Here is a 12,684-nt window from a genome sequence, read left to right on the forward strand (position 1 = left end):
TGTGCGCTTAACGGGGTCTGTCGCCCAGGACGGTGGCCCGCTGCATAATCCGGCGCGCCGGATAGTAGTCGGCATTAGCGTAGTGCTGTGTGACCCGATTATCCCAGATAGCCAGATCGTTGGGCTGCCAGCGCCAGCGCACCTGAAACTCCGGTTTGGTGGCGTGAGCGAACAGAAAGCGCAGTACCGCCTCACTCTCCTTCTCACTTAACTCCACGATCCGCGTCGTGAACCCCTCATTCACAAACAGGGCTTTTTTGCCGCTGACCGGATGGGTGCGGATCACCGGATGCTGCACCGGCGGATGTTTATCGACCGCCTGCTGCCAGCGCTGATGCTCCTCCGGGGTTTTGCGGTACTTATACTCCTGGAAGGACTTTTTAAAATCGTGTTCCGCACTCAGGCCCGTCAGCAGTTGTTTAAAGGGTTCAGAGAGCGCCTCGTAAGCCGCTATCCCGCTGGTCCAGAGCGTATCGCCGCCCGCCGCCGGTAGCACCTTAGAAGCCAGCAGCGCAATCGCAGGCGGCGTGTCGATAAAGGTGACGTCGGTGTGCCAGTTATCATTATCCGGCGGGTTATCCTGGTGGGTATCCAGCACGATAATCTCCTCCACGCCTTCCGCATGCGGATAGACCGGATGAATATGCAGGTCACCGAAGCGCACCGCCAGCGCGCGATGCTGCTCCGGCGTAATCTGCTGATCGCGCAGAAACAGCACCTGATGCCGCAGCAGGCCGTGATAGAGCTGCTCAAACTGCGCATCGCTCAGGGGACGCGAGACATCCAGGTCAGAAACCTGTGCGCCAATATAGGGGCCAAGCGGGGTAAAACTGAGACGTTCACTCATGATTGTTCTCCACTCCAGGGCGTCAGACGGCGCTGCAATGCGCGGAGCCCGAGTTCTAAGCTAAAAGCGATAACGGCAATCACCGCGATACCTGCCAGCACCACATCGGTGGCAAGAAACTCTCCGGCCGACTGCACCATAAACCCCAGTCCTCGCGTGGCGGCAATCAGTTCAGCCGCCACCAGCGTCGACCAGCCCACGCCCAGACCGATGCGCAGTCCGGTCAGGATCTCCGGCAGCGCACCCGGCAGAATCACCCAGCGCAGCAGCTGCCAGCGGTTAGCCCCCAGCGAGCGGGCCGCCCGCAGCCGCACCGGCTGTGTGTTTCGTACCCCGGCCAGGGTGGAGAGCGTCACCGGTGCGAAGATGGCCAGATAGATCAGCAGAATTTTTGAGGTTTCGCCGATGCCGAACCAGATCACCATCAGGGGCAGATAGGCGAGAGGCGGAATCGGGCGATAAAGCTCAATCAGCGGATCGAGCAGTCCACGCGCAACCGGGCTGAGGCCCATCAGAATGCCGGTCGGAATACCGATGGCGGCAGCAGCGGTCAGCGCAATCAGCATGCGCGTCAGGCTGGCGGCCAGATGCTGCCAGAGCGTGGCATCCATAAACCCCTGTGCGCTGGCAATCAGCAGCAGCTTGCTGAACACCTGCTGCGGCGATGGCAGAAACAGCGGCGCGATCAGGCCCAGTGCGGTCACGCCCCACCAGAGCAGTAACAGCAGAGAGAGGCTCAGCAGGCTCAGCGTCAGGGCCGTTGAGAAAGGCCAGCGCAGCCGACGGCGCACCGGCAGAGATTTGTCGTTGATAAGCGCGCTCATGCAAATGCCTCCCGCTGATCAAACACCCGGCTCAGCACATACTCGCGCTGGGCGATAAACTGCGGATCGGATTTGATGCTGCGGCACGACTCGCCCGCGGCAAAGCGCCGGCCAAAATCGGGGCGCAGCCGCTCGACAATGCGGCCCGGTCCGGGTGAGAGCAGAATCAGTTCGCTGGCGAGGAAAATCGCCTCTTCAATGTCGTGCGTAATCAGCAGGATCTGTTTACCGCTGTCACGCCACAGTGTCAGCAGCAGGGTCTGCATCTGTTCGCGGGTAAACGCATCCAGCGCACCGAAGGGTTCATCCAGCAGCAGCAGTTGCGGATCGGTCGCCAGCGCGCGTGCGATGCCCACCCGCTGACGCTGACCGCCAGAGAGCTGCCAGATGGCGCGCTTCTCCGCCCCTTCCAGCCCCACCTGTCTGATCAGGCGGCGCGCCACCGCCTCACGCGGCTGGCGGGGCATCCCGGCCAGCTGCAGGCCAAACGCGACATTATCCAGGACGTTGCGCCACGGCAGCAGCCCCTCATTCTGAAACACCACGCCGCGCTCCGCGCCCGGTCCGGTCACCGGCTGGTTATCCAGCGTAATGGAGCCCGACTCAACCGGCAGGAATCCGGCGACCAGATTCAGCAGCGTGGTTTTGCCGCAGCCGGAGGGGCCCAGTACCACCAGCAGTTCCTGGCTGTCCAGTTGCAGGTTGATATCCTGCAACACCGGCTGCCCGGCATACCGTGCATTAAGGTGAGCGATGCGCAGCATAGTGCCTCCTTACTATTTAACGAGTGGCGCGACGAAGCGGGAAGTGACGTAGCTGCTGTAGTCGTTATCGGCCTGTGGCACTCGGCCCTGCGCTTTCAGAAACTGCGCGGTATCGACAATCGCTTTATTGACCGGCTTGCCCAGCTGCTCAACCTGCTGCTGCGCCGTCAGATAGGTATTCCCCTTCACCAGGTCCGGCACCTGCGCTTCCGGCACCCCGCTAAGGCGTGACAGTTTGCTGAGGTTTTCAGGCTGCTTCAGCCAGCTGTCGGGACTCTTCAGGTAGGCCTGTTGCGCCTCGATAGCGCTGCGGGCAAAGGCAGTGACGATCTCCGGATGCTGTTCGGCAAAATCTTTGCGTACGACCCAGACATCCAGCGTCGGTGATCCCCAGCTCCCCACCTGCGAAGAGTCGGTTAATACCCTGCCCTCTTTTTCCAGCTCATTCACCGCGGGTGCCCAGACATAGGCCCCGTCAATATCGCCGCGCTGCCAGGCAGCAATAATCGCGGGCGGCTGCAGATTGACCAGCTGAACCTGCGACGGCTTAATGCCCCAGTGTTTCAGCGCAGCCAGCAGGCTGTAGTGGGTGGTGGAGATGAACGGCACCGCGATGCGCTTGCCAATAAGATCTTTCGGGGAGGTGATGCTCTTTTTGACGACCAGGGCTTCCGAATTACCCAGCTGCGACGCGAGTAAAAAGGCTTCAATCGGCAGCTTCTGCGCCGCGGCCACTGCTAACGGACTGGAACCGATATTACCAATCTGGACGTCACCGGAGGCCAGCGCACGCAATACGCCCGCGCCGCTGTCAAACTTACGCCAGTCGACGCTGGCCCCGCTATCTTTGGCAAAACTGTTGTCCGCCTGCGCCACTTTTGCCGGTTCGGCGGAAGTCTGGTAGGCCACGGTGACATTCACCGCATCAGCCCGGAAAGCCAGCAGCGCCAGCGCGGCGGCTAAAAGTGTGAAACGTGTTGTTGCCATGATCGTTTTCCCCCCTGTTTTTTTATCGTGGGGGCAGTGTCTCTGCGCACTATAGTTTCATAAAGGAATTAAAAATTATCCCTAATAGAAATAAGTTCTTAGATCACTATCTGCAAACCTAAGTCAGAAATCGCAAATGCTGAAAATAGCTAAAGTAAGCAAAAATGTCAGGCGCTCACATTGTCCCTGTGATATTGATATGTGTTCCCATTCATTGCCTGTTAAGGTCTCAGTAACCCGATGTCGATTGAGAAAGTCGCTCAGCTGGCTGGCGTCTCCAAAGCCACGGTATCGCGGGTACTCAACGCGCATCCTGGCGTCAAGCCCGATACGCGTGAGAAAGTTCTGGCGGCGATCTCTGCCTGCGACTATCAGCCCAACTTACTGGCACGTCAGCTGCGTACGGCGCAAAGCCACATGCTGCTGGTGCTGATCTCAGATATCACCAATCCCTTCTGCTCTCGCGTGGTGCAGGGGATAGAGGCAGAAGCCGAGCTGCATGGCTATCACATCCTGCTCTGCAACTCCGCTTCGCAACTGCAGCGGGAAGCCGCCTATCTGAGTTTGCTGACCGGAAAAGTGGTGGATGGCGTGATTACCATGGATGCCGCGTCGGGCTTGCAGGATTTGCAGGCGCTGATCGCCGGTGCGCCGTGGGTGCAGTGCTGCGAGTTTGATCCGACGATCCCCGCCTCCTCGGTCACCATCGATCATCTTGAAGCTGCGCGTGACACCGTCCATTACCTGGCCGGTAAAGGATGTAAACGCATCGGGCTGGTGAATGGCGATATGCGCTACCTCTATTCACATCATCGTGAAAAGGGCTACCGGCAGGCACTGGAAGAGCTGGAGTATCCCTGGTCTGGCGTCGCTTATACCGATGAAATTTCCCCTGAGGCGGGCAGTCAGGCCGTGAAGGAGCTGCTGGCGCTGCCGGAACCGCCGGATGCGGTGTTTGCGGTTTCCGATGTGCTGGCGGTGGGCGTGGTGCATGCGGCACTGGAGGCAGGTCTGCGCGTACCGGAAGATCTGGCGGTGGTCGGTTTTGATGGGATTCCGTTCACCCGCAGCCTGAATCCGCCGCTGACCACCATCGAACAGCCGATGAACCAGCTGGGCGCTCGCAGCGTGCAGCTGCTGTTGCAGAAGATCCGTAATCCGAACGCGCCAGTAGTTCGCGAAGTGCTGCCCTGGACGCGCGTTGAACGCGCATCCAGTTAACTCAGTGCCAGATTAACAGCACGCAGGCGGCAGTCAGCAGCCCCATGGCGAGGTTGAAGATTTTCCAGGCGCGACGGCTGCGCAGAATGCGGCCAATCATCGCGCCGAATCCCATCCAGATTGCGCCCGACAGCAGATTGACCATAAACATGCCGATGCTTATCGCGGCAATCGAATGGCGATAAGCGTCCCCTGCCAGGCTGAAGCTGGCGACCGCACCCAGCGCCATCAGCCAGGCTTTGGGGTTGATCAGCTGCAGCACGCCCCCCTGCCAGAACGGCATCGGCGCGTCCGGGCCCTGGTCAGTTTCCAGCTTTTCATAGCTGGCTGTGGCGATTTTCCACGCCAGCCAGAGCAGATAGAGGCTGCCGGCGATTTTCAGCATCAGATGCAGTGACGGATAGAGCAGGATCAGGCCACCCACTCCAAAGGCCACCATCAGCAACATCACCTGCATGCCGATCATGATGCCAATCATCAGCGGAATGGTGCGCACAAAGCCAAAATTAGCGCCCGAGGCGGTGAGTAACATATTATTAGGGCCTGGCGTAATGGCAGCGACCCAGAGAAACCCTAACATCGATAAGAAAAGACTCAGTTCCATGGCAATCGGGTACTCCTTACCCCTGCAAGAAAAAACCTTTCGAAGCTAACAGTGTGATATGGAACAGACAAGCTTTTACCCCATGAAATTTACCGGACCCGGAAATGAGCGCTTTATCCCGCCGGGCTCACTGCGTAATGCGCATCTGCAGACCGTGCTGCCGCGCCTGTTGCGGCGCCATGTCACTCTCCAGCCCCACTGGCAGCGTCTCGATCTGCCGGATGGCGATTTTGTCGACCTCGCCTGGAGCGAAGATCCGCACACGGCGCAGCATAAACCGCGTGTGGTGCTGTTTCACGGTCTGGAGGGGAGTTTTCACAGCCCCTATATCCATGGCCTGATGGCAATCTGCCGTGCGCGCGGCTGGCTGGCGGTGGTGATGCATTTTCGCGGCTGCAGCGGCGAGCCTAACCGGCTGAACCGGATCTATCACTCCGGCGAGACTGACGATGCCCGCTTTTTCCTGCAGTGGCTGCACCGCCGCTGGGGACGCGTGCCCACCGCCGCCGTGGGTTTCTCGCTGGGCGGCAATATGCTGGGCTGCCTGCTGGGTCAGCAGGGTGCAGACGCCGGGGTTGATGCGGGCGTGATCGTCTCCGCCCCGCTGCAGCTGGAACCCTGCAGCCTGAGACTGGAGCGCGGCTTTTCCCGCGTCTATCAGTACTATCTGCTGGCGCAACTGAAGAAAAATGCCCGCCGCAAGCTACACGCCTGGCCGGATACGCTGCCGGTCAACCTGGCGCAGCTGAAAGCCCTGCGGCGACTGCGCGATTTTGATGACGCCATCACCGCCCGTGCCCACGGGTTTGCGGATGCGACCGACTACTATCAGCGTGCCAGCGCCATGCCGTGGCTGAAGCAGGTCGAAACACCGCTGCTGATCATCCATGCGAAAGACGATCCCTTTATGAGCGATGAGGTGATCCCGCACAGCAGCCAATTATCTGCCACTATTACTTATCAACTGAGCCCACACGGCGGCCACGTCGGCTTTGTCGGTGGAACGTTACGTCAGCCCGAAATGTGGCTGGAACAGCGCATCCCCCAGTGGATCGCCCCTATTCTGGATAACTGATCGCGTGATTATTCCCTGGCAACAGGTCTCCCCGGAGACCCTCGAAAACCTGATTGAAACGTTTGTGCTGCGCGAAGGCACCGACTATGGCGAACAGGAGCGCAGCCTGGTCGACAAGGTCGCGGATGTGCGTCGGCAGCTGGAGTCTGGCGAAGTGGTGCTGGTATGGTCGGAACTGCATGAGTCGGTCAATATTATGCCGCGCAAAGAATTTCGCGGCTGATGCACCGGCGGGCATTTCATGATAACAATGCTCATTGCCCGACCACACAGGGAGCTTTTCTATGTCTGCTCGTCATCCCATTATCGCGGTGACCGGTTCCAGCGGCGCAGGAACCACTACCACCAGCCTCGCGTTTCGCAAAATCTTCCAGCAGCTAAATCTGCATGCGGCGGAGCTGGAAGGCGACAGCTTTCACCGCTTTACCCGTCCTGAAATGGATATGGCGATTCGTAAAGCGCGCGATTTAGGACGTCACGTCAGCTATTTCGGCCCGGAGGCCAACGACTTTGGCCTGCTGGAGCAGAGTTTCAAAGAGTATGGTCAAAGCGGACAGGGCCAGTCGCGTAAATATCTGCACACCTATGATGAGGCGGTGCCGTGGAATCAGGTGCCTGGCACCTTTACGCCGTGGCAGCCGCTGCCGCAGGACACCGATATTCTGTTCTATGAAGGCCTGCATGGCGGCGTGGTTACCGCGCAGCATAACGTCGCAGAACAGGTGGATCTGCTGGTGGGCGTGGTGCCGATTGTTAACCTTGAATGGATTCAGAAGCTGGTGCGGGATACCAGCGAGCGCGGCCACTCACGCGAAGCAGTGATGGATTCGGTGGTGCGGTCGATGGAGGATTACATCAACTTCATTACGCCTCAGTTCTCCCGCACCCATATTAACTTTCAGCGCGTCCCGACCGTGGATACTTCGAACCCGTTTGCCGCCCGCGCTATCCCGTCACTGGATGAGAGCTTTGTGGTGATCCACTTCCAGGGACTGGAGGATATCGACTTTCCCTATCTGCTGGCGATGCTGCAGGGGTCGTTTATCTCGCATATCAATACGCTGGTGGTGCCCGGCGGCAAAATGGGTCTGGCGATGGAGCTGATCATGGGGCCGCTGGTGAAGCGGCTGATGGAAGGTAAACGGATAGAGTAAGGGGTCAGCAAAAAACCCTCAGAGAGCAGATGCCTTTCGCAAAAATGTAAAACCGGTTTTTCTGCGGATAAAGGCTTACTGCTGAGCAGGCTTCAGGGAGAATACGCCTTTCGTAAAGACGCAAAACCGCCATTCCTGGCCCGCTATGCTTTGCTACAGGCGTATGCTCCCTTCGCTTCATGTCCGGTAGCCGCATCCGGTTTCAGTAAGGCCGCTACAAACAAAACCTGCATACAAAGAATCTGACAGCAACACGAAAGCTCATCATGCAGGGAACCGGGTCAGAAGAGGAAAGCGTCCCGCCGCCCGGATAAAAACGCCGGGAGCGTTTTTGAACAACGCAACGTGTTGGCCCGGCTACGGGCGCACCTCAGGGATGAGGTGCGTAATCGCGCGGGCCGAGCGGCCATGGATTGGCTCAAGCGACTTTCCGATCTGACCCGGTTTCCTGCGCAGGCACGGCCTCACACCGGACTGCCAGCAACTTTAAAAAAACCTGCGGCTATTACAGCTCAACCACCTCATAGCTGTGCGTCATCGTCACACCTTTCCCCAGCATGATCGCGACCGAGCAATATTTTTCAGCAGAAAGATCCACCGCGCGTGAGACCGCTTTATCCTGGAGTGCTTTGCCACTCACGATAAAATGCAGGTTGATGTGCGTAAAGATTCGCGGCGCCTCTTCACGACGTTCTGAGGTCAGTTTTACTTCACAATCAGCCACATCGTTGCGGCCTTTTTGCAGAATTGATACCACATCGATCGCGCTGCATCCGCCCGCCGCCATCAGCACCATCTCCATTGGGCTGGGCGCTTTATCCCCTGAATTGCCATCCATCAGGATCTGATGGCCGGAGGATGACTCACCAAGGAATGTCATCCCTTCTACCCATTTCACTCTTGCCTGCATGATTTTTGCTCCGGAATACGCTGTTTTGTCGCCAGAGTACGCTTTCGCCTGATAAACAGCAATCCAGAGAAATCCGCCCTTAGCTGAAGCGAGACAACAGAAGACAGTCGGCAAAAGCTGTGCTACAAACAGAGCTGAAAATATTTTTCGTCACCCGATGGCGAAGCCGGGAAGAATGATGCGCACTGCGCCTGATGCGGCCCGAATAATTTCCTGAAAAGGAAACGCTTGAAGCTTTCACCGCCTGACAGGGAAAACTGCCCCCTGTATTTTGGGCACGATTACAACAGAGGATAATAGCGAATGGTTCTCGGCAAACCGCAAACAGACCCTACACTCGAATGGTTCCTGTCCCATTGCCATATTCACAAGTATCCATCCAAAAGTACGCTGATTCACCAAGGTGAAAAAGCTGAAACGCTTTACTACATCGTGAAAGGTTCCGTCGCGGTTCTGATTAAAGATGAAGAAGGCAAAGAGATGATTCTTTCCTACCTGAATCAGGGGGATTTCATCGGCGAGCTTGGCCTGTTTGAAGAAGGTCAGGAGCGCAGCGCCTGGGTTCGTGCTAAAAGCGCGTGCGAAGTGGCGGAGATCTCCTACAAGAAATTCCGCCAGCTGATTCAGGTGAACCCTGACATCCTGATGCGACTCTCATCGCAGATGGCGCGTCGCCTGCAGGTGACGTCAGAAAAAGTGGGTAACCTCGCTTTCCTCGACGTGACCGGACGCATTGCACAGACTCTGCTTAATCTGGCGAAACAGCCAGATGCCATGACGCATCCCGACGGCATGCAAATTAAAATTACCCGTCAGGAAATTGGCCAGATTGTAGGTTGTTCACGCGAAACCGTGGGCCGTATTCTGAAGATGCTGGAAGATCAGAACCTGATCTCTGCACACGGCAAAACCATCGTCGTTTACGGCACCCGCTAATTCCTGTCATCCACGGCGTGATGTTCGCATCACGCCGTTATTGTTTGTGCTGAGCCGATGTGGCGTCGAATTATTTATCACCCTGAAGTGAACTATGCCCTGCGGCAAACGCTGGTGCTCTGCCTGCCGGTCGCGCTGGGCTGGCTGGCTGGCGACCTGCAAAAAGGTCTGCTGTTCTCGTTAGTCCCCGCCTGCTGCAACATTGCCGGTCTCGATACCCCGCATAAACGCTTCTTCAAACGTCTGATTGTGGGCGGCAGCCTGTTTGCGCTTGGCAGCTTCCTGATCCAGTGGCTTACCCTGCATGCGGTTCCGCTGCCGCTGATCCTGTTTGCGATGCCCCTGTTGCTGGGTGTCACCGGGGAGATCAGCCCGCTGCATGGCCGCCTGCTCTCCGGCACCCTCATCGCCGCTATTTTTACCCTGAGCCTGACGGGCCGCATGCCCATCTATGTGCCACCGCTGCTCTATATCGGCGGTACCCTCTGGTATGGCGTGTTTAACTGGTTCTGGTTCTGGCTGTGGAAAGAGCAGCCGATGCGCGAAAGCCTGAGCCTGATCTACCGCGAGCTGGCGAACTACTGCGACGCCAAATATACCCTGCTGACGCAGCTGACCGATCCGGAGAAGGCCCTGCCACCGCTGCTGGCTCGGCAGCAGAAAGTGGTCGATTTGATCAACACCTGTTATCAGCAGATGCATATGCTGTCGGCGAGCCGCGACAATAGCCATAAACGGCTGACGCGCGCCTTTCAGGTGGCGCTGGATCTGCAGGAGCACATCTCGGTCAGCCTGCACCGGCCGGAAGAGGTGCAGAAACTGGTTGAGCAGAGCCATGCTGAAGCGGTGATCCGCTGGAACGCCAAAACCATCTCAGCCCGGCTGCGGGTGCTGGCCGATACCATTCTCTACCACCAGTTAGCCGATCGTTTTGCGATGGATAAACAGCTTGGCGCGCTGGAGAAGATCGCCCGTCAGCATCCCGACAATCCGGTGGGCCACTTCTGCCTTTATCACTTCAACCGCATTGCGCGGGTGCTGCGCACCCAGAAACCGCTTTACCAGCGCGACCTGATGGCTGACCGCCAGCGCCGTCTGCCGCTGCTCCCGGCGCTGCGCAGCTACCTCTCATTTCGCTCCTCAGCGCTGCGCACTGCCGGTCGCTTTGCGGTCATGCTGATGCTGGGCAGCGCGCTGGCGCTCTTCTTCAACATCCCTAAGCCCTACTGGATTCTGATGACGATCATGTTCGTCAGCCAGAACGGCTACAGCGCCACCCGCGTCCGTATCCAGCACCGTGCGCTCGGCACCTTTGCCGGTCTGGTGGTCGCGGCGGCCACACTGCGTCTGGCGGTGCCGGAACCTGTCGTCCTGCTGGTGATGCTGGCGATTACCTTTATCAGCTATCGCTTCACCCGTCAGTTTTATGGCTGGTCGATGATTGGCTTTACGGTCACCGCGGTTTACTCGCTGCAGCTCCTCTCACTGAATGGCGCGCAGTTTCTGCTGCCGCGACTGATGGATACGCTGATGGGCTGCCTGATCGCCTTTGGCGGCATGATCTGGCTCTGGCCGCAGTGGCAGAGTGGCTTACTGCGGCAAAATGCCCATGACGCGCTGGAAACCTATCAGGATGCGCTGCGCCTCCTGCTGGGAGAGGAACAGGCACCCGGCAAGCTGGCTTATCAGCGCGTGCAGGTGAATCAGGCGCACAATGCGCTGTTTAACTCGCTGAATCAGGCGATGCAGGAGCCGGGTTTCAACGCCCAGTATCTGAAAGATATGCGGCTCTGGGTCACGCACAGCCAGTTTATCGTCGAGCACATCAATGCGATGACCATTCTGGCGCGTGAGCACACCATGCTGACCCCCTCGCTGGCGGAACGTTACCTGCAATCCTGTGAGATCGCGCTGCAACGCTGTCAGCAGCGGCTGGAATATGAGGGTGCCAGTTCGCAGGTTAATCTGCTGGATGAGCTGCGGAATATCAGTGAAGGACCGGTAACGGTGGTGGAGCAGCATGTGCGACGCATTCTCGATCATCTCAGCGTCATGCACACCATCTCCTCGCTGGCGTGGAGCCAGCGACCACAACATGGCCGCTGGCTGATCAGACACTTACGGAAAAAATCCGCTAGCCGTTGAGCACTTTGCCGACAGCCGTGGCAAAGCGGCTCATGCCCTCTTCGATGTCAGCAGGCTCGATGATCAGCGACGGGGCAAAACGCATCACGTCGGTGCCGGCGACCAGTACCATCACGCCTTCAGCGGCCGCGGCATTGAGAATGTCGCGCGACCGTCCGGCATGCTGCGGTTTCAGCGCCGCGCCAATCAGCAGCCCCTTGCCGCGAATATCGCTGAACAGATCATACTTCGCATCGATAGCCTGTAAGGCGGTCACAAAGTGCTGACGACGCGCCTCAACGCCTGACAGCACCTCTGGCGTATTGATGATATCGAGAGCGGTTTCGGCAATGGCACAGGCCAGCGGGTTGCCGCCGTAGGTAGTGCCATGCACGCCTGGCGCCATCGTCGAGGCGATCTCATTAGTGGTCAGCATGGCGCTGACCGGGAAACCGCCGCCCAGCGCTTTGGCTGAGGTCAGGATATCGGGCTGAACACCATAGTGCTCATAGGCGAACAGCTTGCCGCTGCGGCCCATACCGCTCTGCACTTCGTCCAGCACCAGCAGCGCCTGATGCTTATCGCACAGCTCACGCAGTCCCTGCATAAAGGCCTGCGTCGCGGGCATCACGCCGCCTTCGCCCTGAATCGGTTCCACCACGATGGCACAGGTGTGATCGTCGATAACCGCTTTTACCGCCTCCAGGTCGTTGAACGGCACATGCACGATGTCCGCCGGTTTCGGGCCGAAGCCGTCTGAATATTTTGGCTGACCGCCAACCGTGACGGTAAACAGCGTCCGCCCATGGAAGGCGTTATGAAAGGCGATGATCTTACTCTTGAAAGGGCTGTGACGTTTGCAGGCGTAGTAACGCGCCAGCTTAAAGGCGGCTTCGTTCGCTTCGGCACCGGAGTTGGCAAAGAAAACGCGCTCCGCAAAGGTGGACTGGATCAGCTTACTGGCCAGGCGCAGGGCCGGTTCGTTGGTGAAAACGTTGCTGGTGTGCCACAGGGTTTCGCCCTGGCTTTTCAGCGCCTCCACCAGCGCCGGATGGCAGTGGCCCAGTGCAGTGACGGCGATCCCGCCGGAGAAATCGATATACTCTTTGCCCTGTTGATCCCACACACGACTGCCTTTGCCTTTTACCGGCACAAACTGCGCAGGTGCATAAACAGGCAAAATAACGTTATCGAACGTCTCCCGGGTAACCGCAATTTTTTCCGCCGCCATTGATGAC

General features: G+C 58.3%; 13 protein-coding genes. 6 read left to right on the top strand and 7 right to left on the bottom strand.

Annotated features, from left to right (window positions below; translation table 11 throughout):
* Positions 1-7: 7 nt before the first annotated feature.
* Genes tauD through tauA form a run of 4 tightly spaced genes read right to left on the bottom strand, consistent with a single transcriptional unit; the run spans position 8 to position 3,422 of the window.
* Positions 8-847: a taurine dioxygenase gene (tauD, locus tag AC6I7A_RS17710; RefSeq protein ID WP_009087629.1), complete on the bottom strand. Its 840-nt coding sequence runs from the start codon at positions 845-847 to the stop codon at positions 8-10.
* Positions 844-1,671, bottom strand: coding sequence for a taurine ABC transporter permease TauC (gene tauC, locus AC6I7A_RS17715; protein ID WP_009087631.1), 828 nt, complete (start codon positions 1,669-1,671; stop codon positions 844-846). Before tauC ends, tauD begins: the two co-directional genes overlap by 4 nt.
* On the bottom strand, positions 1,668-2,435 hold the full coding sequence (gene tauB / locus AC6I7A_RS17720) for a taurine ABC transporter ATP-binding subunit (RefSeq protein WP_009087632.1): 768 nt from the start codon (positions 2,433-2,435) through the stop codon (positions 1,668-1,670). The genes tauC and tauB overlap by 4 nt, the downstream gene beginning before the upstream one ends.
* A 12-nt stretch (positions 2,436-2,447) precedes the next feature.
* The gene (gene tauA / locus AC6I7A_RS17725) at positions 2,448-3,422 is read right to left on the bottom strand and encodes a taurine ABC transporter substrate-binding protein (RefSeq protein WP_082668206.1); all 975 of its coding nucleotides are present in this window, start codon (positions 3,420-3,422) and stop codon (positions 2,448-2,450) included.
* 240 nt (positions 3,423-3,662) lie between these two features.
* On the opposite strand from tauA, the gene AC6I7A_RS17730 reads away from it, so the two are divergent.
* Positions 3,663-4,643, top strand: a complete 981-nt coding sequence (locus tag AC6I7A_RS17730) for a LacI family DNA-binding transcriptional regulator (RefSeq protein WP_058957837.1) — start codon at positions 3,663-3,665, stop codon at positions 4,641-4,643.
* Between the two features lies 1 nt (position 4,644).
* On the opposite strand, the gene AC6I7A_RS17735 is transcribed toward AC6I7A_RS17730, so the two are convergent.
* Entirely contained in the window at positions 4,645-5,247 is a 603-nt protein-coding gene (locus tag AC6I7A_RS17735; RefSeq protein WP_009087637.1) for a LysE family translocator, read from the bottom strand.
* A 58-nt stretch (positions 5,248-5,305) separates the two neighbouring features.
* On the opposite strand from AC6I7A_RS17735, the gene AC6I7A_RS17740 reads away from it, so the two are divergent.
* The 3 genes from AC6I7A_RS17740 to AC6I7A_RS17750 all read left to right on the top strand — a co-directional run bounded on the left by AC6I7A_RS17740 (position 5,306) and on the right by AC6I7A_RS17750 (position 7,476).
* Positions 5,306-6,322 carry a hydrolase gene (locus tag AC6I7A_RS17740; protein ID WP_046100708.1) on the top strand — a complete coding sequence of 339 codons (1,017 nt, stop codon included), beginning with the start codon at positions 5,306-5,308 and terminating at the stop codon, positions 6,320-6,322.
* Positions 6,323-6,326: 4 nt separating this feature from the next.
* Complete coding sequence (locus AC6I7A_RS17745) at positions 6,327-6,545, top strand: YheU family protein (RefSeq protein ID WP_009087640.1); 219 nt, start codon at positions 6,327-6,329, stop codon at positions 6,543-6,545.
* Between the two features lie 61 nt (positions 6,546-6,606).
* Complete coding sequence (locus AC6I7A_RS17750; protein ID WP_009087643.1) at positions 6,607-7,476, top strand: phosphoribulokinase; 870 nt, start codon at positions 6,607-6,609, stop codon at positions 7,474-7,476.
* A 505-nt stretch (positions 7,477-7,981) separates the two neighbouring features.
* Here the strand turns inward: AC6I7A_RS17750 and AC6I7A_RS17755 are convergent.
* Positions 7,982-8,386: an OsmC family protein gene (locus tag AC6I7A_RS17755; RefSeq protein WP_009087644.1), complete on the bottom strand. Its 405-nt coding sequence runs from the start codon at positions 8,384-8,386 to the stop codon at positions 7,982-7,984.
* A gap of 303 nt (positions 8,387-8,689) precedes the next feature.
* Here AC6I7A_RS17755 and crp point away from each other — a divergent pair, with 303 nt between their 5' ends.
* Entirely contained in the window at positions 8,690-9,322 is a 633-nt protein-coding gene (gene crp, locus AC6I7A_RS17760; protein WP_003852956.1) for a cAMP-activated global transcriptional regulator CRP, read from the top strand.
* A gap of 57 nt (positions 9,323-9,379) precedes the next feature.
* Positions 9,380-11,467, top strand: coding sequence for a YccS/YhfK family putative transporter (locus tag AC6I7A_RS17765; protein WP_058957838.1), 2,088 nt, complete (start codon positions 9,380-9,382; stop codon positions 11,465-11,467).
* On the opposite strand, the gene argD is transcribed toward AC6I7A_RS17765, so the two are convergent.
* The gene (gene argD, locus AC6I7A_RS17770) at positions 11,457-12,677 is read right to left on the bottom strand and encodes a bifunctional acetylornithine/succinyldiaminopimelate transaminase (protein ID WP_058957839.1); all 1,221 of its coding nucleotides are present in this window, start codon (positions 12,675-12,677) and stop codon (positions 11,457-11,459) included. The two genes, AC6I7A_RS17765 and argD, sit on opposite strands and share 11 nt — an antisense overlap.
* Positions 12,678-12,684 lie beyond the last annotated feature (7 nt).

Source organism: Type-F symbiont of Plautia stali (genome assembly GCF_059731105.1).